At 71.8% G+C, this 20,627-nt stretch carries 19 protein-coding genes and 6 pseudogenes; 15 read left to right on the plus strand and 10 right to left on the minus strand.

Features of this window, described 5'->3' with window-relative positions:
* Positions 1-237 (plus strand): hypothetical protein (locus tag AC2W7J_RS02190; protein WP_485981287.1); only part of this gene is annotated, 237 nt, incomplete at its 5' end.
* Here AC2W7J_RS02190 and AC2W7J_RS02195 read toward each other — a convergent pair.
* A complete protein-coding gene (locus AC2W7J_RS02195) occupies positions 219-1,226 on the minus strand; it encodes a GNAT family N-acetyltransferase (RefSeq protein ID WP_485981289.1) in 1,008 nt (335 codons plus the stop codon). The two genes, AC2W7J_RS02190 and AC2W7J_RS02195, sit on opposite strands and share 19 nt — an antisense overlap.
* Before the next feature lie 22 nt (positions 1,227-1,248).
* Between AC2W7J_RS02195 and fdxA the strand changes: the two genes are divergently transcribed.
* The 3 genes and pseudogenes from fdxA (at position 1,249) to AC2W7J_RS02210 (ending at position 4,132) form a co-directional block, all read left to right on the plus strand.
* Positions 1,249-1,575: a ferredoxin gene (gene fdxA / locus AC2W7J_RS02200; protein WP_072626107.1), complete on the plus strand. Its 327-nt coding sequence runs from the start codon at positions 1,249-1,251 to the stop codon at positions 1,573-1,575.
* A gap of 16 nt (positions 1,576-1,591) precedes the next feature.
* Positions 1,592-2,755: pseudogene (gene dapC, locus AC2W7J_RS02205) on the plus strand (succinyldiaminopimelate transaminase).
* 94 nt (positions 2,756-2,849) lie between these two features.
* Positions 2,850-4,132: pseudogene (locus tag AC2W7J_RS02210) on the plus strand (citrate synthase).
* A 93-nt stretch (positions 4,133-4,225) separates the two neighbouring features.
* On the opposite strand, the gene AC2W7J_RS02215 reads toward AC2W7J_RS02210, so the two are convergent.
* The 4 genes from AC2W7J_RS02215 to AC2W7J_RS02230 all read right to left on the minus strand — a co-directional run bounded on the left by AC2W7J_RS02215 (position 4,226) and on the right by AC2W7J_RS02230 (position 7,072).
* On the minus strand, positions 4,226-5,101 hold the full coding sequence (locus tag AC2W7J_RS02215) for a hypothetical protein (RefSeq protein WP_485981291.1): 876 nt from the start codon (positions 5,099-5,101) through the stop codon (positions 4,226-4,228).
* Between the two features lies 1 nt (position 5,102).
* Positions 5,103-6,035 (minus strand): 2,3,4,5-tetrahydropyridine-2,6-dicarboxylate N-succinyltransferase, encoded by a 933-nt coding sequence (gene dapD, locus AC2W7J_RS02220; protein ID WP_427802104.1) that lies wholly within the window; start codon positions 6,033-6,035, stop codon positions 5,103-5,105.
* A 127-nt stretch (positions 6,036-6,162) separates the two neighbouring features.
* Entirely contained in the window at positions 6,163-6,426 is a 264-nt protein-coding gene (locus AC2W7J_RS02225) for an endonuclease domain-containing protein (RefSeq protein WP_485981313.1), read from the minus strand.
* Between the two features lie 100 nt (positions 6,427-6,526).
* Positions 6,527-7,072 carry a hypothetical protein gene (locus AC2W7J_RS02230; RefSeq protein ID WP_485981294.1) on the minus strand — a complete coding sequence of 182 codons (546 nt, stop codon included), beginning with the start codon at positions 7,070-7,072 and terminating at the stop codon, positions 6,527-6,529.
* Positions 7,073-7,273: 201 nt separating this feature from the next.
* On the opposite strand from AC2W7J_RS02230, the gene dapE reads away from it, so the two are divergent.
* The 6 genes from dapE to AC2W7J_RS02260 all read left to right on the plus strand — a co-directional run bounded on the left by dapE (position 7,274) and on the right by AC2W7J_RS02260 (position 11,495).
* The gene (gene dapE / locus AC2W7J_RS02235; RefSeq protein WP_485981296.1) at positions 7,274-8,350 is read left to right on the plus strand and encodes a succinyl-diaminopimelate desuccinylase; all 1,077 of its coding nucleotides are present in this window, start codon (positions 7,274-7,276) and stop codon (positions 8,348-8,350) included.
* A gap of 10 nt (positions 8,351-8,360) precedes the next feature.
* Positions 8,361-9,146 (plus strand): LOG family protein, encoded by a 786-nt coding sequence (locus tag AC2W7J_RS02240; RefSeq protein WP_485981297.1) that lies wholly within the window; start codon positions 8,361-8,363, stop codon positions 9,144-9,146.
* Between the two features lie 4 nt (positions 9,147-9,150).
* Positions 9,151-9,477: a DivIVA domain-containing protein gene (locus AC2W7J_RS02245; protein WP_255185469.1), complete on the plus strand. Its 327-nt coding sequence runs from the start codon at positions 9,151-9,153 to the stop codon at positions 9,475-9,477.
* Positions 9,455-10,705: a hypothetical protein gene (locus AC2W7J_RS02250; RefSeq protein ID WP_485981299.1), complete on the plus strand. Its 1,251-nt coding sequence runs from the start codon at positions 9,455-9,457 to the stop codon at positions 10,703-10,705. The genes AC2W7J_RS02245 and AC2W7J_RS02250 overlap by 23 nt, the downstream gene beginning before the upstream one ends.
* Before the next feature lie 114 nt (positions 10,706-10,819).
* On the plus strand, positions 10,820-10,996 hold the full coding sequence (locus AC2W7J_RS02255) for a DUF3117 domain-containing protein (RefSeq protein ID WP_007923758.1): 177 nt from the start codon (positions 10,820-10,822) through the stop codon (positions 10,994-10,996).
* A 142-nt stretch (positions 10,997-11,138) separates the two neighbouring features.
* On the plus strand, positions 11,139-11,495 hold the full coding sequence (locus AC2W7J_RS02260; protein ID WP_255185471.1) for a hypothetical protein: 357 nt from the start codon (positions 11,139-11,141) through the stop codon (positions 11,493-11,495).
* Positions 11,496-11,536: 41 nt separating this feature from the next.
* Here AC2W7J_RS02260 and AC2W7J_RS02265 read toward each other — a convergent pair whose 3' ends face one another.
* Positions 11,537-12,169: an O-methyltransferase gene (locus AC2W7J_RS02265; protein ID WP_255185472.1), complete on the minus strand. Its 633-nt coding sequence runs from the start codon at positions 12,167-12,169 to the stop codon at positions 11,537-11,539.
* A 66-nt stretch (positions 12,170-12,235) separates the two neighbouring features.
* Here AC2W7J_RS02265 and sigE point away from each other — a divergent pair, with 66 nt between their 5' ends.
* The 3 genes and pseudogenes from sigE to AC2W7J_RS02280 form a co-directional block, all read left to right on the plus strand.
* A complete protein-coding gene (gene sigE / locus AC2W7J_RS02270; RefSeq protein WP_485981300.1) occupies positions 12,236-12,922 on the plus strand; it encodes an RNA polymerase sigma factor SigE in 687 nt (228 codons plus the stop codon).
* A gap of 318 nt (positions 12,923-13,240) precedes the next feature.
* Entirely contained in the window at positions 13,241-14,323 is a 1,083-nt protein-coding gene (locus tag AC2W7J_RS02275; RefSeq protein ID WP_485981302.1) for a S1C family serine protease, read from the plus strand.
* A gap of 11 nt (positions 14,324-14,334) precedes the next feature.
* A pseudogene (locus tag AC2W7J_RS02280) lies at positions 14,335-14,406 on the plus strand (twin-arginine translocase TatA/TatE family subunit); the annotation flags it as partial.
* A gap of 416 nt (positions 14,407-14,822) precedes the next feature.
* On the opposite strand, the pseudogene AC2W7J_RS02285 reads toward AC2W7J_RS02280, so the two are convergent.
* The 4 genes and pseudogenes from AC2W7J_RS02285 to AC2W7J_RS02300 form a co-directional block, all read right to left on the minus strand.
* Positions 14,823-15,967 (minus strand): annotated as a pseudogene (locus AC2W7J_RS02285) (Mrp/NBP35 family ATP-binding protein).
* A 60-nt stretch (positions 15,968-16,027) separates the two neighbouring features.
* Positions 16,028-16,585 (minus strand): DUF1003 domain-containing protein, encoded by a 558-nt coding sequence (locus AC2W7J_RS02290; RefSeq protein ID WP_421007094.1) that lies wholly within the window; start codon positions 16,583-16,585, stop codon positions 16,028-16,030.
* Positions 16,578-17,851 (minus strand): annotated as a pseudogene (locus AC2W7J_RS02295) (magnesium transporter MgtE N-terminal domain-containing protein). Before AC2W7J_RS02295 ends, AC2W7J_RS02290 begins: the two are co-directional and overlap by 8 nt.
* 36 nt (positions 17,852-17,887) lie before the next feature.
* Positions 17,888-18,400, minus strand: coding sequence for a hypothetical protein (locus tag AC2W7J_RS02300; protein WP_485981304.1), 513 nt, complete (start codon positions 18,398-18,400; stop codon positions 17,888-17,890).
* 118 nt (positions 18,401-18,518) lie between these two features.
* Between AC2W7J_RS02300 and AC2W7J_RS02305 the strand changes: the two are divergent.
* Together AC2W7J_RS02305 and AC2W7J_RS02310 are read left to right on the plus strand one after the other, a co-directional pair.
* Positions 18,519-19,588 (plus strand): annotated as a pseudogene (locus tag AC2W7J_RS02305) (HpcH/HpaI aldolase/citrate lyase family protein).
* 3 nt (positions 19,589-19,591) lie between these two features.
* Positions 19,592-20,461: an HpcH/HpaI aldolase/citrate lyase family protein gene (locus AC2W7J_RS02310; protein ID WP_255185480.1), complete on the plus strand. Its 870-nt coding sequence runs from the start codon at positions 19,592-19,594 to the stop codon at positions 20,459-20,461.
* The last annotated feature ends 166 nt before the right edge of the window (positions 20,462-20,627 follow it).

Below are 20,627 nucleotides of genomic sequence, written 5' to 3' on the forward strand. Positions count from 1 at the left end.
TGCCGGTCGGTGTCGAGTCGAGTCGCTCCGGGCGGCGGAGGGGACGTCGCCGGATGGGTCGTCGAGGAGGCGACCTTCAAGGCCACGGGGGCGCGCTCGTCAGCCGGCGTCCGGGTCGTCGATCTCGAGGTCCCGGTGCCGGGCTACCGCGCGGCGCTCGCCGTGGCCGGCGCCGACGTCACCCTTGTCACGCACGGGCCGTCGGAGTCGGCCGCCGCTCAGCGCAGCGCGAGGTAAACGTAGTCGTGGTGGGTCGTCAGGCCCATATCGCGGTAGAGGTGCTGGGCGGGGGCGTTGCCCGGCTCGACCTGCAGGTAGGTCAGGCTGGCGCCGTCGGCTGCGGCTGCCCGCAGCGACTCGACCGTGAGCCATCGGCCGACGCCGCGGCCGCGGTGCTCGGGGGCGACGTGCAGGCCGAAGACGCCGGCCCACCCGTCGCTCAGTGCCACGCGCACGACGCCGGCGGTGCTCCCTTCGTCGTCGTGGGCGGTGAGGAAGACCTGGTGGCGGGGCAGAGCGAGGATCTCCCGGGCCGCGTCGCGGTGCTCGAGGACCCGCGGCGAGCTGCCGGCGAGCCACGCCTCGTCGACGTGGTCGCGGCACTCCGCGGTGATGCCCGCGGGCGCGGGGACGGGCGCGTCGAGCAGGGTGTCCGTCCACCCCCGTGAGCACCTCGGCGACGGTGCGCTCGCGGTAGCCGCGGTCGAGGAGCAGCCGGCCGAGGGCGTCGTCCGCGGTGCCGGCACCGCGGCCGGGGAGCGATGACGAGCGGAGGGGAGGTCGCGCTCGGCGTACCAGGCCTCCACGGCGTCGACGGCCTCCGGCAGGGGCAGGCCCGGGTCGCCCACGGGCAGAGCGGAGTTGGAGCGACCGGTCCACCCGAGACCGGCCCGCAGCAGCCAGCCGGAGCCCGGTGCGCCGAGCCAGGCCTCCTCGACGCCCGGCTGACCGCGGGTCATGACGAGGTGCAGGTCCTCGAGCGTGATGGCACGGTGCGGGGCGCCGCGACGGGTGGGCTTCGGAGGGATCACGCGCGCGGCGACGACCCGGTCACGGGCCACGGTGACGTCGCCGGTGCGGGTGGCGATGCACAGGTGGGTCGCGTCGATGTCGACGAGCTCGCCGACGGTGTCCGTGAGGGTGGGGCCCGCGGTCGGGGGCGGGTCGATCCGGGAGCGGACGGCGACGCGTTGACCTGTGGTGAGACCCGCGGGCAGATCACTCATGGGGCGTCATAGTATGTGCCGCATGACGTATGTGATCGCGCAGCCTTGTGTGGACCTCAAGGACAAGGCCTGCATCGAGGAATGCCCGGTCGACTGCATCTACGAGGGCAAGCGCAGCCTCTACATCCACCCGGACGAGTGCGTCGACTGCGGTGCCTGCGAGCCGGTGTGCCCCGTCGAGGCCATCTACTACGAGGACGACACCCCCGAGGAGTGGGCCGACTACTACAAGGCCAACGTCGAGTTCTTCGACGACCTCGGCAGCCCGGGCGGCGCCGCGAAGATGGGCATGATCGACAAGGACCACCCGATCATCGCCGCCCTGCCCCCGCAGGAGCACGACGAGTGATGGTCGGCGCCCGCTGATGGACCTGCCTGACTTCCCCTGGGACTCGCTCGCTCCTGCCAAGGAGCGGGCGAGCTCCTTTGTCTCCTCCGACCCCGCCCAGGGCGAGGGCATCGTCGACCTGTCGGTCGGCACCCCCGTCGACTCCACCCCCGAGGTGGTGCAGACGGCCCTGCGCGACGCCGCTGACGCGCCCGGCTACCCGCAGACCTGGGGCACGGCCGACCTGCGCGAGGGCATCGCCGGCTGGTTCGAGCGCCGCCGCGGCGCCCCGGCATCGACCCCGACGGCGTGCTGCCCACGGTGGGCTCCAAGGAGCTCGTCGCGTGGCTGCCGACCCTCATGGGCCTGGGCGCGGGCGACACCGTCGCCTTCCCCCGGGCGGCCTACCCGACCTACGACGTGGGCGCGCGGATCGCGGGGGCGACTCCCTTCGCCGCGGACGCCACGACCGCCTTCGGCCCCACGACGTCGGCCACCGCGCCCAAGCTGCTGTGGCTCAACACCCCGAGCAACCCCACTGGCAAGGTGCTCGGCGTCGAGCACCTGGCCAAGGTCGTCGCCTGGGCCCGTGAGCGCGGCGTCGTCGTCGCCTCCGACGAGTGCTACGCCGAGCTCGACTGGCGCACCGAGGAGGCGCGCGGCGAGGGCTACGACAGCCTGCCGACGACGCCGTCGATCCTCGACCCGCGCGTCACCGGTGGCTCCCACGAGGGCCTGCTCGCCGTCTACTCGACCTCCAAGCAGTCCAACCTCGCGGGCTACCGCGCGGCCTTCGTCGCCGGTGACCCCGCCCTCGTGGGGCGGCTGCTCGAGGTGCGCAAGCACGCGGGCATGATCGTGCCGTGGCCGGTCCAGCGGGCGCTGCTCGCAGCCGTCGGCGACGACGCGCACGTCGCGGCCCCAGCGCGAGCGCTACCGCGCGCGTCGTGAGGTCCTGCGCCCGGCGCTCGAAGGCTTCGGCCTCCGCATCGACGACTCCGAGGCCGGCCTCTACCTGTGGGCGACCGCTGGGGAGCCGAGCCGGGTGACCGTCGACCGTCTGGCGGCCCGGGGCATCCTCGTCGCGCCGGGCGACTTCTACGGCGTGGCCGGCGAGCAGCACGTGCGGGTCGCCCTCACGGCGACCGACCAACGCATCGCGATGGCGGCGGCCCGGCTGGCCGCCGGACCCGCATCGTGACCCAGCACACGGCTGGGGTAGTTTCAGTGATGACACCGCATGCCCGGGGCCACCGCCCCTGCGGCACGGCACGACCGAAGGGCTGATGACCTCCATGACCGATGACGCCACCTTCTCCGCCGCGGGCAAGGACCTGACGTTCCCCCTCGTCAAGGCCTCCGAGGGCAATGACGGCTACAACATCTCCACGCTGATGAAGGAGACGGGCAACACCACGCTCGACGTGGGCTTCGTCAACACCGCCTCCTGCAAGAGCGACATCACCTACATCGACGGTGACGCGGGGATCCTGCGCTACCGCGGCTACCCGATCGACCAGCTCGCCAGCAAGTCGACCTTCACCGAGGTCGCCTACCTGCTGATCTACGGCGAGCTGCCGACGGCCGACCAGCTCGGTGACTTCGAGGAGCGCATCTCGCGCCACACGATGCTCCACGAGGACCTCAAGGCCTTCTTCAACGGCTTCCCGCGCGACGCGCACCCGATGCCGGTCCTGTCCTCCGCCGTGTCGGCGCTGGGCACCTTCTACCAGGACAGCCTCGACCCCTTCGACCCGGAGCACGTCGAGATCTCGAGATCCGCCTCCTGGCGAAGCTGCCGACGATCGCCGCCTACGCGCACAAGAAGAGCGTCGGGCAGCCCTTCCTCTACCCGGACAACTCGCTGAGCCTGACGGAGAACTTTCTCCGGATGACCTTCGGCTTCCCGGCCGAGCCCTACGACCTCGACCCCGAGATCGTGCGCGCGCTCGACCAGCTCTTCATCCTCCACGCCGACCACGAGCAGAACTGCTCGACGTCGACGGTCCGCCTCGTCGGGTCGGCCCACGCCAACCTCTTCAACTCCGTCTCCGCGGGCATCCACGCCCTCTCCGGCCCGCTCCACGGCGGCGCCAACCAGGCGGTCCTGGAGATGCTCCAGCAGATCCAGGCCTCCGACGACGGCGCCGAGACCTTCATGAAGAAGGTCAAGAACAAGGAGGACGGCGTCCGCCTCATGGGCTTCGGCCACCGGGTCTACAAGAGCTACGACCCGCGCGCGGCGATCGTCAAGGACACCGCGCACACCATCCTCGAGAAGATGGGCGGCGACGAGCAGCTCGAGATCGCCATGAAGCTCGAGGAGATCGCGCTGGCCGACGACTACTTCGTCGAGCGCAAGCTCTACCCCAACGTGGACTTCTACACCGGCCTGATCTACACGGCCATGGGCTTCCAGCCGAAGATGTTCACCGTCCTCTTCGCCATCGGCCGCCTTCCGGGCTGGATCGCCCAGTGGCGCGAGATGATCGAGGACAAGGACACCAAGATCGGCCGCCCCCGCCAGATCTACACCGGCCCGACCGAGCGCGACTACGTCGGCCTCGAGGGCCGCTGAGCCGCCACCTGCGGCACGGCACGTCGACCCCCTTCGTCCTCACGGGCGGAGGGGGTCGCCGCATGTCCGGGCCGGGCGAAGGGGGGAGTGCGCTCAGCCCTCGTGGAGGGTGACGACGACCTGCGTGTCGGCGACGGGCTCGGCGGCCGCGCCCCAGCGCATCGCGTCGTCCCCGGAGCCACGGACCCACTCGCGGTCGCCGACCTGGACGCGCACGACGTTGCGGGCCTTGGCCTGGCCCACGGACCACGCACCCACCGCCCAGGCGTGGCGTGAGTCGACGGCGGTGACGTCGATGACCTGGCCGTCGGCGGTGCCGGTGTGCCCCGTCTCCTCGTCGAGGGCCGCGACGAAGCGGTCCGGGCGACCGGCGGACTCCGGGCCGTCGAGGCGGCACGCGAAGCCCTCGGGGGAGTGGCCGCTCATCGCGGACGCGATGGTGCGGCCCTCGTGCTCGTGGTCGGCGTAGGCCTCGGGGTAGCCGCTGCGCTGGACCTCCTGGGCGATCTCGGTGATCACCATGTCCTGCCAGCCGTCGACCTTGACCAGGGCGTCGTAGAAGGCATTGGTCGCGTAGACCGGGTCCTGCAGCTGCTCGGCGGTGCCCCAGCCCTGGCTCGGCCGCTGCTGGAAGAGGCCGACGGAGTCGCGGTCGCCGTAGGAGAGGTTGCGCAGCTTCGACTCCTGGATGGCCGTGGCGACCCCGATCGTGCCGGCGCGCGCGGGCAGGCCGCGCTTGACGCCGATGAGCACGATCGTGCTCGCGTGGTGCATCTGGTCGGGGGCGAAGGTCACGCTCTCGTCGAGCGCCGTGGCGGTGCACTGCTCCCCGAGGAAGAGACCGATGCGGTCACGGGCCCACCAGGCGCCGACGCCGGCGACGAGGGCGAGCACGCACAGGACCGCGACGACCGTGGGCCACCGCGGGCCCCGGTCCTCGGGCAGCGGTGGGTGCTCGGCCCTCGGCACGTCAGTCGTTGGCGTGCAGGGCGTCGTTGAGCGCGATGCCGTGACCGGTGCGGTCGCGCGCCTCGACGGTGCCGGTCACCGAGTTGCGGACGAAGAGCAGCCCGCTGCGGCCGGAGAGCTCGGCGGCCTTGACGACGGCACCGTCTGGCAGGGTGACCTTGGTGCCGGCGGTGACGTAGAGCCCGGCCTCGACGACGCAGTCGTCGCCCAGGGCGATGCCGACGCCGGCCTCGGCGCCGACGAGGCAGCGCTCGCCGATGGAGACGCGCTCGGTGCCGCCACCGGAGAGGGTGCCCATCGTCGACGCGCCGCCGCCGATGTCGGAGCCGTCGCCGACGACGACGCCCTGGCTGATCCGGCCCTCGACCATGGAGGTGCCCAGGGTGCCGGCGTTGAAGTTGACGAAGCCCTCGTGCATGACAGTCGTGCCGGAGGCGAGGTGGGCGCCGAGGCGGACCCGGTCGGCGTCGCCGATGCGCACGCCGGAGGGGGTCACGTAGTCGGTGAGGCGGGGGAACTTGTCGATGCTCGTCACCTGGACCGGGCCGCGGGCGCGCAGCCGGGCGCGGGTGGTCTCGAAGCCCTCGACCGCGCACGGGCCGTGGTTGGTCCACACGACATTGCTCAGCTGGCCGAAGAGGCCGTCGAGGTTGATCGAGTTGGGCTGGACGAGCCGGTGCGAGAGCAGGTGCAGGCGCAGGTAGGCGTCGGAGGCGCCCTCTGGGGCGGCGTCGAGGTCGATGGCGACGGTGACGACCTCGGTACGCACCCCGCGCGCCTCGTCCTCGCCGGCGAGCGCGAGCAGCTCCTCGGGGACCCGGGTGGCCTCGGGGGCCTCGCCGAGCGCCGGCTCGGGGTACCAGGTGTCGAGGACCGTGCCCTCGGTCGTCACGGTGGCCACTCCGTGGCCCCAGGCTGCGCGCGTCGTCGTCATGGGCCAGATCCTACGAAACGGCGGCCCCGTCCCGCGATCTCGCCCGCCCCCACAAACTGTGGCTGACCGCAGTTTGGATGATCAGCCACACGAAGTGCTGTGGCCCACCCTACGAACTGTGGCCGGCTCATGCGGCTGCTGTCAGCGCCGCGACGACCAGGCGACGCACCCGCGCCGGGTCGTGCAGGTCCGACCACATGAGCCGGACGACGACGTACCCGCGGCGACGGAGATCGTCCTCCCGGCGCTTCTCGGCGACGATGGCTTGGCGGTCGTCGTACTTGACGGCGCCGTCGAACTCGACGATCACCCGGGTTCCGGTCACGAGGAAGTCCACGCGATACGGCCCGATCCAGACCTGGGGTTCGAGTGAGTACCCCAGATCGCGCATCACCCGGGCCGTCAGGGTCTCACCCGGTGACTCGTGGCGACCGTCGACATCGGCCAGTGCCCGCCGGACGGCGGCCGCCCCAGGGGTTCCGAGCGGCAGGTCAGCGGCGGCGACCTCGATCTCGGTCGACGTCACGAGGCCGCGCCGCACGGCGGCATCCGCCGGCGGCGAGGGCGGCGCGGGGAGTGCAGGTCACCCCGGTGTGGGTCAGCGCCACGGCGACGGGAGCGCAGGCCAGCGGCGTGTCGACGAAGGGAGGTCGTGTCGCCGCGCGCAGCCCACCCGCGCACCCCCAGACGGTGTAGTCGTGGCTTCGTCTGGTCGCGCGCCCGCGGCCACGGACGAGGTGCACGCGATCGAGGTCGGTGTCGAGGATCGGCAGGTCGTGGAGGACCAGCGCCGACTGGGCGGTGGCGCCCGCGGGCTGGCGCAGTCGCCGGATGATCGCCACGGTCCTCAGCAGATGGGTCTGGGCAGCGTCGACGGTGTGGATGGTCGACCACATGCCACGGGTGAGATGGGTGAGCAGGCCAACCTTCGCCAGGGCCACCAGGCGGAGTCGTGGGATGCCATGGCGCTCCGCGTCAGCGCTCGAGAAGACACCGTTGACCGACGCCTGACGCAGCAGCTCGACCTCGTCCTCCATGGCTGGAGTCTGGCGTCCGCGACACGCCTCGCCGCGGGCTTTTCCACAGCGGGCCCGCCCAAGGTGGCGGCACCCCCTTCGTCCGGCTCCAGCCAGCCGCACCTTGGATGGTCAGCCGCACGACGTGCTGTGGCCGACCATCCAAGCTGTGGCCAGCCACAGTTTGTGGGGGAGGGGGCGGGGCGACCGTAGGGTGGCGGCATGCCGAGCCTGGACCTGACCGCGGACGTCGTGACCCTCACCCAGCAGCTGTGCGACATCGAGTCGGTGAGCCACGAGGAGGAGACGATCGCCGACGCGATCGAGGCGGCGCTGCGCCCCCTTCGTCATCTCGAGGTGGTCCGCCGGGGCAACACGGTCATCGCCCGCACCCACCTCGGCCGCGACGAGCGGGTCGTCCTCGCGGGCCACATCGACACCGTGCCGCTCACGAGCGACCCGGCCAACCTGCCGACCCGGCGCGAGCAGGTCGGCGGCCAGGACGTCCTCTGGGGGCGCGGGACCGTCGACATGAAGGGCGGGGTCGCCGTCCAGCTCAAGGCCGCGCTGCTCGAGGAGCCGAGCCGCGACATCACCTTCCTCTTCTACGAGGCCGAGGAGGTCGACGCGGTCTACAACGGCCTGCAGCTGCTCGCCGACTCCGACCCCGACCTGCTGGCGGCCGACTTCGCGGTCCTGCTCGAGCCGACCAACGCGGCCGTCGAAGGTGGCTGCAAGGGCACGATGCGCGTCGAGGTGATCACGAAGGGGATCGCCGCGCACTCGGCCCGGCCGTGGAACGGCCACAACGCCATCCACGACGCCCATGAGGTCCTCGCCGCCCTCGCCGCCCACGAGGAGCGGACCGTCACCGTCGACGGCCTCGACTACCACGAGGCCCTGCAGGCCGTCGGCATCACCGGCGGCATCGCGGGCAATGTCATCCCCGACAGCTGCAGCGTCCTCATCAACTACCGCTTCTCCCCGGACAAGGACACCGAGGCGGCGCTCGCCTACGTCCAGACCGTCCTGCCCGGCCGCGAGCTGCACCTGCGCGACGTCGCCGAGGGAGCCAGACCCGGGCTGGACCTGCCTGCAGCGCAGGCCTTCGTCGCCGCGCTCGACGTGCCCGTCGGGCCCAAGGAGGGCTGGACCGACGTCGCGCGCTTCTCCGCGCTCGGCATCCCGGCGGTCAACTTCGGCCCCGGGGACCCCAACCTCGCCCACCACGACGAGGAGCGCTGCCCGGTCGAGCAGATCGAGACGGCGGAGGCCGCGGTGCTGCGGTGGCTCGCGTAGGGTCGAGACCGTGACTGATCAGGGGAAGCAGCAGCCGGCGTCCGACCGCTGGTACCACAAGGGCCCGGTCGTCATGCGAGGCCGTCAGGTGCCCAAGTCGACCACCGACCAGCGGCTCCTCGACGACCGCGGGCACGCCGACTGGCTGCACACCGACCCGTGGCGGGTGCTGCGCATCCAGGCCGAGTTCGTCGAGGGCTTCGGCGCGCTGGCCGAGCTCGGGCCGGCCGTCAGCATCTTCGGCAGCGCTCGCACCCCGGTCGACTCGCCGCGCTATGCCCAGGGCATCGAGCTCGGGCGCCTCGTCGTCGAGGCCGGCTACGCCGTCATCACCGGCGGCGGCCCCGGAGCCATGGAGGCGGCGAACCGCGGCGCCAAGGAGGCCGGAGGCACGAGCGTCGGTCTGGGCATCGAGCTGCCCTTCGAGGCCGGGCTCAACCCCTACTGCGACCTCGGCATCAACTTCCGCTACTTCTTCGCGCGCAAGACGATGTTCGTCAAGTACAGCGAGGGCTTCGTCGTCCTCCCCGGCGGCTTCGGCACGCTCGACGAGGTCTTCGAGGCCGTGACGCTCGCGCAGACGGGCAAGGTCACGAGCTTCCCGATCGTGCTCGTCGGCGTCGACTACTGGCAGGGCCTGATCGACTGGCTGCGCGACTCGGTCCTCGAGGGCGGCATGATCAGCCCCGAGGACATCGACCGGCTCTTCGTGACCGACGACCTCGTCGAGGCGGTCGAGTACCTGCGGACCGAGTCCGACCGGGTGCGCCCCGCCGCGACGAAGCAGCCGGAGTAGACCCGTGGTCTGGATCTTCTTCGTCCTCGTCGCGCTGCTCGTGGTCGTCGCGGTCGCCGCCGCGGTCACCGGCCGGATCACCACCGACCCGATGGCCGAGCCGGTGGCCTCCGCGCCGCACCACGGGCTCCCGGAGTCGGACTTCGCCGCGAGCGACGTCGACGCCGTCCGCTTCGACACCGCCCTCCGCGGCTACCGGATGGACCAGGTCGACGAGGTGCTCGACCGGCTGCAGCAGCGCCTCGCCGAGCTCGAGTCGGCTGCCCGGGACACGTCGGCCGTCCCGGACATGTCGGCCGCCCGAGACGATGTCGGTCCGCGCGAGGGTTGACGCGTGGGTTGACGAGGCGGTCGCCCGACCGATCCGCTCCCTCCTCGTCGTCTACGCCCTCTCCCGGGTCGTCGCGGTCCTCGCGATCTGGGTCGCCGCCCGCTACTACCAGTCCCCGGCCGGCGTGGGGCACCTCGATCCCGGCCTGCCCGACATGTTCGGCCTCTGGGACACCGCGTGGTACCGCACGATCGTCACCGAGGGCTACCCGATCCCGCTGCCCGCCGACCCCGAGACCGGCGAGATCACCTACAGCGCCTGGGCCTTCTTCCCGCTCTTCCCGGGCCTGGTGCGCCTCGTCATGGCGACGGGCATCGGCTTCACCGCCTCCGCGGTCGTGCTCAACCTCGTGCTCGGTGCCGCCGCGACCGTCCTCGTGTGGAAGGTCCTCAGCTTCTCCGGCCACGCGGCCGCCCAGCCGGCCCGCGAGCGGCTCGCCTTCGTCGCCGCCGCACTGTGGTGCTTCTACCCGGCGACCGGCGTCATGGTCATCCCCTACACCGAGGCGCTCGCCGCGGTCCTCATCGCCGGCGCCCTGCTGCTGCTCATGCGCGGCAACTACCTCGGCGTCGTGGGCATCGCCCTCCTCCTCGGCTTCACCCGGGGCGTCGCCGCCCCGCTCGGCCTGGCCGTGCTCGCCCACCTGTGGCTGCGCTGGCGGCAGGAGCGCGAGGCGGGGGTCGCCCCCTTCGCCCACGACCGCCTGCGGATCGCCGTCATGGTCCTGGCCACCGGGGTGTCCGGCATCGCCTGGCCGCTCACCGTCGGCTACCTGTCGGGGCTGCCCGATGCCTTCTTCCGGGTGCAGGCGGCGTGGGGCCAGCGCCCCGACGAGGGGCCCTTCGTCCTGTGGTTCAGCTGGGCGTGGGAGCAGCGCGGGCTCTTCGCCGTCGTCGTCATGGTGGCGCTCGTCGGCACCTACCTCGCGCTCGTCCTCGGCCGCCACGGTCAGTGGATCCCGCTCGAGGTGCGCATGTGGGCGCTCGTCTACCCGATGTACCTCTTCGCGGTCGTGCGGCCGATCACGAGCATGTGGCGCTTCCTGCTCCTCGACTTCCCGCTCGCCGCGCTCCTCGCATCGGTCGTCATGCGCACCTCGAGCGGCGGTCGGATCGTCGAGCACTGGCGCCGCAGGGCCGCCGTCGTCGTGCTCGTCCTCGTCGGTGGGATCTTCGCCTGGTCGTGCGGACTGCTGCCCTACGTGCCCTGGCACGTCACTCCTCCGTGACCGGCGGCGATTAGGCCGAGCGCGCACGGGAGGTGGATAATGGAGCCCAGCGTCGGCGCGACTGCGCCGCCCGGTCGGTGAGGCTCCGTCCGGTGTTGATCGAAGGGAACGCACATGGCGGCAATGAAGCCACGCACGGGGGATGGTCCTCTCGAGGTCGTCAAGGAGGGTCGTGGCATCGTCCTGCGGATGCCCCTCGAGGGCGGTGGTCGTCTCGTCGTCGAGATGAAGCCCGACGAGGTCCTCGCCCTCGGTGAGGCCATCGACAACTGCGAGGGCCTGCAGAAGTAAGCCCCGTACGAGAGCCCCCGGACACCTGCGTCCGGGGGCTTCGTCGTGCTCGGATGGTGACACGGGACTGTCAGTCGTGGGTGCGAGTGGTTACCGTGCCGAGACCACTGTCGACCTCGACCGAGGCCCACGAGAGGACTGCATGAACGCTGGATACGGACTCGCCGTCCGCTGGTCGCTGACCGAGGCGTCAGGCGATGTCGCGGAGCAGCTGCGGGAGTACGTCGTCGGTACCTCGATGGCCAACTTCATGTTTCTCGACGGCCTGGCCTTCAAGACCTGGCGCATGCGCGAGGGGGAGTGGTTCGAGGGCACCTACGTCTTCGACGCCGCGAAGGACCGAGACGACTTCTGCGAGGAGTTCACGGCGACGGCGACGGAGTCGGCCGGTTCGCGGATCATCGGCTCCGCGCCGATCGAGATCACGCCCTTCGAGGTCGTCGCCATCGCCGAGGGCCCGGCGCAGTTCCGCCGCGGCCCCGGACCCGGCTCGGTCTGACCGAGCCGCCGGGCGGCCGTTGGCGCGGCCCGAGCCGGCACCTACCGCTTGACGGCGGCGATCATGCCGTCACCGACCGGCAGCAGGCTCATGACGAGCCGCTCGTCGTCACGCAGCTGCTTGCCCAAGTCGCGCAGCAGCACGGTCGTCGCATCCCGCGCCGCGGGGTCGGCGACCTTGTCGTGCCAGAGCATGTTGTCCATCGCGAGCACGCCGCCGGGGCGCAGCAGCCGGATCGCGTGCTCGACGTACTGCGGGTAGCCCTCCTTGTCGGCGTCGATGTGGACGAGGTCGTAGGACGAGTCGTTCATCCGCGGCAGGACGTCGACGGCGCGGCCGGTGATGACCCGGGTGCGCTGCGGGGCGATGCCCGCGGCCGCGAAGGAGCGCTTCGCGCGCAGCGCGTGCTCCGGCTCGATCTCGATCGTCGTCAGCACGCCGTCGGCGGGCATGCCGGCGAGCAGCCACAGGCCCGAGGTGCCGGCCCCGGTCCCGACCTCGACGACGTGGCGGGCACCGCTGGCTGCCGCGAGCAGACGAAGGGCGGCGCCTCCGCCCGTACCGATCGGCACCGCCCCGAGCTCCGTCCCGGTGCGACGTGCGGCCTCGAAGCTCTCGTCCTCGGGGACGAACTGCTCGGCGTAGGCATGGCTGTTGAGCTGGGCGGCGGTCATGGGAGTCCACCCTAGTGGCGCGCTGGATCACAGACTTCCCTCAGGTTGACGCGTGAGCATTGAGGGGTGACCAGCAACACCGACGTCCGCGACCTCGAGGGGCAGGAGTGGGTCCCCCCGACCTGGGCGGAGATCGTCGAGGAGCACAGCGCCCGCGTCTACCGGCTCGCCTACCGACTGACCGGCGACGTCCACGACGCCGAGGACCTCACCCACGACGTCTTCGTACGCGTCTTCCGCTCCCTCGACGGCTACACGCCGGGCACCTTCGAGGGGTGGCTGCACCGGATCACCACCAACCTCTTCCTCGACCGCGCCCGCCGCAAGCAGCGCATCCGCTTCGACGCGCTGACCGACGAGTTCGCCGCACTGCTGCACAGCGGCTCGCCGACCCCCGAGCAGGTCGTCCTCGACCACCACCTCGACGCCGACATCCAGCGGGCGCTCGACGCCCTGCCGCCGCAGTTCCGCGCGGCGGTCGTCCTGTGCGACATCGAGGGGTTGACCTACGAAGAGGTCGCCGAGGCCCTCGACATCAAGCTCGGCACCGTCCGCTCCCGCATCCACCGCGGCCGCTCGCTCCTGCGCGAGAGCCTGAGCCACCGCGCGCCCACCCCCGTCGACCCGCACCGAGAGCCGTCGCCGCGGCGGCTCCGGCTTCCCGCTGGCCCGCCCGGTCACCGGCACCCTCTGAGGTCGGCACCGTCCCGACAAGGCATGATCTACAGCCATGAGCTCTCCGCACCCAGGTGAGGAGCCGCGTCCCCAGGACGCCCCCACCGAGCCGACCCGACCGGTGCCGGCGACGCCCGAGCAGCGGGCCACCCCGAGCGCTCACGAGCAGTCCGCGGGTGATCAGCCCGCTGGTGGGCAGCCCGGCGGCGCACAGCCGGCCACGCAGCACAACGAGCCGCTCCCGCGCAGCCCGTACCTCCCCTTCGACAGCCTGGGCGGCCAGGGGCAGGCACCGGGGCCGACCGGCTGGGGGCGCGACGCCGCAGCCCTACAGCATGGACTACCAGCCGTACGCCCAGCAGCACCTCACCACGCCGCCGCCGACGCGACGTCGCGGTGCCCGGGTGGGGCGGCGCCATCGCCCTGGCGCTCGCCGCGGCCCTCGTCGCCGGTGGCCTCGGCGGCCTCGTAGGCGGCGTGACCGCCGACGACACCGGTGGTGGACCGACGATCGTCCAGCGCGACGGCGACACGGCGCAGCGCCCCGACGGCTCGGTCGCGTCCATCGCAGCCGACGCCGTGCCGAGCGTCGTCACCGTCCGGGTGCGTGCCGCCGGTGGCGGCGGCACCGGCTCCGGGTGGGTCTACGACGACAGTGGCCACATCGTCACCAACAACCACGTCGTCGAGGGCGCCGGCAGCGGCGGCTCGGTGAGCATCGAGCTCAGCGACGGCAGCCGCCGCGACGCCAAGGTCGTCGGCAAGGACTCCTCCTACGACCTCGCCGTCCTCAAGGTCGACCCCCAGGGCCTCGAGCCGCTCGCGATCGGCCGCTCCAGCGAGGTCGTCGTCGGCGACGAGGTCGTCGCCGTGGGCTCCCCGCTGGGCCTGGGGTCGACGGTGACCGCCGGCATCGTCTCGGCGCTCGAGCGTCCGGTCACCGCGGGCGAGGCGGGCGACGAGTCCTTCATCTCCGCGATCCAGACCGACGCCGCGATCAACCCCGGCAACTCGGGCGGGCCGCTGCTCAACGGCGATGGCGACGTCGTCGGGGTCAACTCGGCGATCGCCCAGGTCCCTGGTCAGCAGCAGGCGAGCGGGTCGATCGGGGTGGGCTTCGCCATCCCGTCGGACGTCGTCGTGCGCACCGTCGACCAGCTGATCGCGACGGGCACGGCCCAGCACCCGATCATCGGCGTCAGCCTCGACCGGCGCTGGGACGGCGAGGGCGCCAAGGTGCTCGAGGACTCCGACGTCGACAGCGGCCGAGCCGTCATCCCCGACGGGCCCGCGGACAACGCCGGCGTCGAGCCGGGTGATGTCATCACCGAGCTCGACGGGCGGCGGATCACCGATCTCGACCAGCTGATCACCCGGATCCGCGCCAAGGCCGTGGGCGATAAGGTCACCTTGACGATCCAGCGGGATGGCAAGCAGCAGGACCTGTCGATGACGCTCGAAGCGGCCGAGGAGAAGTAGACGTGGGGATCATGAACGGCTGGGAGTTCGTCGTCCTCATCGTCCTGGCCATCATCATCCTCGGTCCGCAGCAGCTGCCCGAGTACGCGGCCAAGCTCGCCCGTCTCGTCGTCCGGGTCCGCCGGATGGCCAACGACGCCAAGGTCCAGCTCAAGGAGCAGATGGGCCCGGAGTACGACGACCTCGACTGGCGGCAGTACGACCCGCGTCAGTACGACCCGCGACGGATCGTCAAGCAGGCGCTCATGGAGCCCCTCGAGGACGCCTTCACCATCGACGCGGCGCCGGCCGGCAGCGCGGCCTCGCGCGCCAGCACCTCGACCGCACCCGACGAGGCGCCCGTCGCCGTCGCAGCGGGCACCCCCTGGGACTGCGAGAGCGACCTGGAGCTTCCTCGGACGGGTGCTGCGCGGCGCCTCGGGCTGACAGAAGACCCCGGCCGAGCGCGAGGGTGGAACTCGTGCTCGGCCGGGGGTCTTGTGGGCCGGGGCCCGTTGCGTCAGCGACCCGTCGGGGTGAGCCCCAGGCTGCGGCCGGCGAGACCACGGGAGCGGGTGGCCAGGCTGCGGGCGATGCCGCGCAGGGCGACCGCGGCCGGCCGTCGGGGTTGGACAGGACCGCGGGGTTGCCGTGGTCGGAGCCCTCGCGCAGCGAGACGTCGAGCGGGATCTGGCCGAGCAGCGGGACCTCGGCGCCGACCGTGCGGCTGAGCGACTCGGAGACGGCCTGACCGCCACCGGAGCCGAAGAGCTCCTGACGCGAGCCGTCGGGCAGCTCGAGCCAGGACATGTTCTCGATGACGCCGACGAGGCGCTGGTGCGTCTGCATCGCGATCGATCCGGCGCGCTCGGCGACCTCCGCGGCGGCCTGCTGCGGGGTGGTCACGACGAGGATCTCGCTGTTGGGGATCAGCTGGGCGATGGAGATCGCGATGTCACCGGTGCCCGGCGGCAGGTCGAGCAGAAGGACGTCGAGGTCACCCCAGAAGACGTCGCCGAGGAACTGCTGCAGCGCGCGGTGGAGCATCGGACCGCGCCAGACGACCGGCTGGTTGCCGGGGACGAACATGCCGATCGAGATGACCTTCACGTCCGAGGCGATGGGCGGCAGGATCATGTCGTCGACCTGCGTCGGCGGGTGCGTCACGCCGAGCATGCGGGGGATCGAGAAGCCGTAGATGTCGGCGTCGACGACCCCGACCTTGAGCCCCTCGGCGGCCAGCGCGGCGGCGAGGTTGGCGGTGATCGACGACTTGCCGACGCCACCCTTTCCCGAGGCGATGGCGTAGACGCGGGTCAGCGAGCCCGGCTTGGCGAAGGGGATCTCCTTCTCCGCCTGGCCGCCGCGCAGGTGGGTCTTGAGCTCCGCACGCTGCTCGTCGTTCATCACGCCGAGCGTGACCTTGACGTCCGTGACGCCGTCGATCGCGGCGAGCGCCTTGGTCGTGTCGGTGGTCAGCGTGTCCTTCATCGGGCACCCGGACACCGTGAGCAGGATGGTCGCCGTGGCGAGGCCGTCGGCGTCGACCGCCGCGGTCTCGACCATGCCGAGCTCGGTGATCGGACGACGGATCTCGGGGTCGATGACCGTGCTCAGCGCCTCGCGGAGCTGCTCATCGGTGATCGTGGGGTGCGAAGAAGCCATTGCCCCATCGTAGATCGCCCCACGGAGTGGCCTGCGTCGCACCCGGCGAAGGGGGCAGGGTCAGGGAGAGAGCGGCTTGGGTTCGGTGACCTCGTCGACGTCCTCGTCGCGCTGGCGCACCTCGAGACCCTTGGCCTCCATCTCCTCGAGCAGGTCGCGCAGCTCGCTGCGGATGAAGTCGCGGGTCGCGGCGTCGCGCAGGGCCAGCCGCAGCGCGGCGACCTCGCGGGTGAGGTACTCGGTGTCGGCGAGGGCCCGCTCGGCCTGCACGCGGTCCTGCTCGAGGGCGACCCGGTCGCGGTCGTCCTGCCGGTTCTGCGCGAGCAGGATGAGCGGCGCGGCGTAGGAGGCCTGCAGCGAGAGGATCAGCGTGAGCAGGGTGTAGTTGAGCGCCCGCGGGTCGAACTGCGCCGGCTCCGGGGCGAAGGTGTTCCACGCCAGCCAGACGGCGACGAAGACCGACATCCAGATGAGGAAGCGCGGCGTGCCCATGAAGCGCGCGAACTTCTCCGAGATGACGCCGAAGGCCTCCGTCGAGAAGCTCGACGGCTTGCGGATCAGCTGGCGCCGCACCTCCTGGGGGGTGTCGACGCGGGTCGTGGTGCGGCGGTCACTCATCGGTCACCTCGTGGCGCTCCTCGCGCCAGTCCTCGGGGAGGATGTGGTCGAGCACGTCGTCGACCGTGACGACGCCGAGCAGGTGCTCGTCCTCGTCGACGACCGGCGCGGAGATGAGGTTGTAGGTCGCGAGCGTGCGCGTCACCTGCCCCAGCGGGGCCTCCGGACGAAGGGGGTCGATCGCCTTGTCGATGTAGCGCCCGATGCTCTCGTGGGGAGGCTCGCGCAGCAGCCGCTGGATGTGGATCATGCCGAGGTACTTGCCCGTGGGGGTCTCGAGCGGCGGGCGGCAGACGTAGACGGTCGCGGCCAGGGCGGCGGTGATCTCCTCGCGACGCACGACGGCGAGCGCCTCGGCGACGGTGTCCTCGGGCGCGAGCACGACGGGGTCGGTCGTCATGAGACCACCCGCGGTGTTCTCGTCGTAGCTGAGCAGTCGACGCAGCGGCTCGGCGTCGTCCGGCTTCATCAGCTGCAGCAGCGTCTCGGCGCGCTCGGGCGGCAGCACGGAGAGCAGGTCGGCGGCGTCATCGGGGTCCATCGCCTCGAGGACGTCGGCGGCCCGCGCCTGGGTGAGCAGCCCGACCATCTCGGCCTGGTCGTCGTCGCCGAGCTCCTGGAGGATGTCGGCGAGCCGGTCGTCGTCGAGGGCGGCGACGACGGCCTCGCGGCGGTCCCGGGAGAGGTCGGCGATGACCTCGGCGAGGTCGGCGACCTTGAGGTCCTCGACGGACTCGAGGAGCTTGACCGCGGAGTGCTCGGCGGCGCTCACCGTCGCGGACAGGCCGGTGACCTCCTCCACGGGGACGGTGAAGGTCTCCCCCCTTCGCCGCACGAGGAGGCCGCGCCGGGACTGTCGCCCGCCGCGGACGAAGACCTTGGTGACGAACCAGCTGCGGTTGGCCGACTGCTCGACCCCGATGTCCTCGACGGTCGCGTCGACCTGGCCGTCGTCGTGCGCACCGTGACCGGCCGCTCGAGGAGCTCGGCGAGCACGAGCGTCTCGGTGGCGCGCTGCTCGAAGCGACGCATGTTGACCAGGCCGGTCGTGATGACCTGCCCGCCCTCGACGGAGGTCACCCGGGTCATCGGCACGAAGACGCGGCGCCGGCCGGGCACCTCGACGACGAGACCGATGACGCGGGGGCGCCGCGAGGGGGAGAAGGTGACGACGACGTCGCGCACGCGGCCGACCTGATCACCGAGCGGGTCGAAGACATTGAGGCTCGCCAGACGCGCGACGAAGAACCGGGTGGGAGCACTCACGCCTGACAGGGTAACGGCGGCGAGCGGGTGCGCCCGTCAGCCGCGTCGGGTGCCGCGGCCCCGAAGTGCACGGCTGCCGCACCCGCGTGGCGGCGGCGCCCGCGGTGATCGGCGCGTCGGCCCGGCCGAGCCGTCGGGTCCAGACCGCCCCGGTGCCTGCACCGGCAGGCCGAAGGGGGAGAGCAGCCAGATCGTCGACCCCGCGCGCCACCGGTCGAGCAGGTCGGCGGGGGCGTTGAGCCGCTCGGCGAGCAGGGTGGCGGCCGCCGGCTCCCACCACGGGTTGCCGGGGGAGAGGGCCTGGGCGCGGGCGCGCAGGGTGAGCAGTCGGCCGCCGTCGCCCTTGCTGCGCAGGACGACCTCGACCTGCTCGGGCAGGGGCCCGAGGTCGGCCTCGGCCCCGCCGGACACGAGCAGGACCTGCCCGGCGAGCTCGTCGGCGCCGGTGGCGAACCAGGTGAGGCGCTCGCGGCCGTCGACCCGCAGCCACAGCACGTCGGACTTCGACAGCGCCTCGGTCGTCAGTGCCGACAGGTTGACCTCGCTCATGCCCGCAGCCTAGGGGGCAGCCGTGTCCGGGTGTCGTCGGTCATAACGGCGCGGTGAGGCGCCTTGCTAGGTTGCGCGAGAACCCCCCTTCGCTCACCCGAGAGGACTCGAGCCACACATGCGCAGTGCCAAGGACTTCTTCGCCCCACTCGCCGTCGGGCGCCCGCCCCGGCCCGTGAGGTGCCGGCGCGTCCCAGCCGGATGATCCACTTCTTCGACCCGAGCAACCCCAAGATGGCCGCCAAGGTCCCCGACATGGTCGGCGTCGCCGACGTGCTCCTGGGCAACCTCGAGGACGCCGTCGTGGCGGACAAGAAGGAGGCCGCGCGCGAGGGCCTCGTGCAGATCGCCAAGGACGTCGACTTCGGCGAGCACACCCAGCTGTGGACCCGGGTCAACGCTCTCGACAGCCCGTGGGTCCTCGACGACCTGACCACCCTCGTCACCGAGATCGGCGACAAGCTCGACGTCGTCATGGTCCCCAAGGTGCAGGGCCCCGAGGACATCCACTACGTCGACCGTCTCCTCGCGCAGCTCGAGGCGAAGGGGGGCGTGCAGCGCCCGATCATGGTCCACGCGATCCTCGAGACCGCCCGCGGCATGGCCAACGTCGAGGCCATCGCGGGTGCCAGCCCGCGCATGCAGGGCATCTCGCTCGGCCCGGCCGACCTGGCCGCCGACCGCCGGATGAAGACCACCCGCGTCGGTGGCGGCCACCCCGGCTACCTCGTGCGTCAGGACCCCTCGAAGGGAGCCGACGGCACCCCCGACTACCAGGGCCAGCGCACGGTCTTCCAGCAGGACCTGTGGCACTACACGATCGCCCGCATGGTCGACGCCTGCGCGATGCACGGGATCTTCCCCTTCTACGGCCCCTTCGGCGACATCAAGGACGTCGTGGCCTGCGAGGACCAGTTCCGCAATGCCTTCCTCCTCGGCTGCGTCGGCGCGTGGAGCCTGCACCCGGTGCAGATCGACATCGCCAAGAAGGTCTTCAGCCCGAGCGCCGAGGACGTCGCCCACGCCCGCGAGGTGCGTGACGCGATGCCGAGCGGCGGTGGCGCCGTGATGATCGACGGCAAGATGGAGGACGACGCCAGCTACAAGCAGTGCATGGTCATCCTCGAGCTCGCCGAGCGCCTGTCCGCCAACGACCCCGAGCTCGCCAAGCTCTACGCGGAGGCCTGAGCCATGACCGAGAGCACCTACACCCCCCGCCGCTCGGTCCTCTACATGCCGAGCTCCAACGCCCGCGCCCTCGACAAGGCGAAGACCCTGCCGGTCGACGCCCTGATCCTCGACCTCGAGGACGCCGTCGGCCCCGACGACAAGCCGGCCGCCCGTGAGGCCGCGTGCGCCGCCGTGCGCTCGGGCGAGTACGGCGAGCGTGAGCTGACGATCCGGGTCAACGGCATCGGCACCCAGTGGCACGACGAGGACATCGCGGCCGCCTCCCAGGCCGGCCCGCACGGCATCGTCGTGCCCAAGGTCAACACCGCCGACGAGGTCCGCCAGCTCGTCGCCGCGATGGAGGCTGCCGGCGCCCCCGAGCACACGAAGCTCTGGGCGATGATCGAGACGCCCGCCGCGATCTTCAACATCCGCGAGATCGCGCAGGCGTCCGACCGTCTCGTCGCCTTCGTCATGGGCACCAACGACCTCGTCAAGGAGCTGCAGGCCGACCACGTGCCCGGCCGCGCCCCGCTCCTCACGTCGCTGTCGTGGGCGCTCCTCGCCGCGCGCGAGGCCGGCATCGCGGTCCTCGACGGTGTCTACAACAAGGTCAAGGACCTCGAGGGCTTCACCGCGGAGTGCGAGCAGGGCCGCGACATGGGCTTCGACGGCAAGACCCTCATCCACCCCGGCCAGGTCGAGGTGTGCAACTCCACCTTCGCCCCGAGCGAGGAGGCCGTGGAGGAGGCGAAGGGGGTCCTGCAGGCCTGGGAGGACGGCGCCGGCAAGGGCGTGGTCACCCACAACGGCAAGATGATCGAGAACCTGCACGTCGACATCGCCCGTCGCGTGCTCGCGACCCACGAGGCGATCGCCGCCCGCGGCTGACCCTCCCTTCGCCCGCCGCAGCCCGTCTGCGCACGACGTCCCGCACGCCACGGCGTGCGGGACGTCGTCGTCCGGGGGTCCTGGACGGTGGCGCTATATTTTCCTCATCACCGCGCAACCTGCCGGACGATCCAGGCGTCTGTCCCGGTATCAGCGCTCTCATCAG

The organism is Janibacter sp. CFPM2_SD2, from assembly GCF_057364645.1.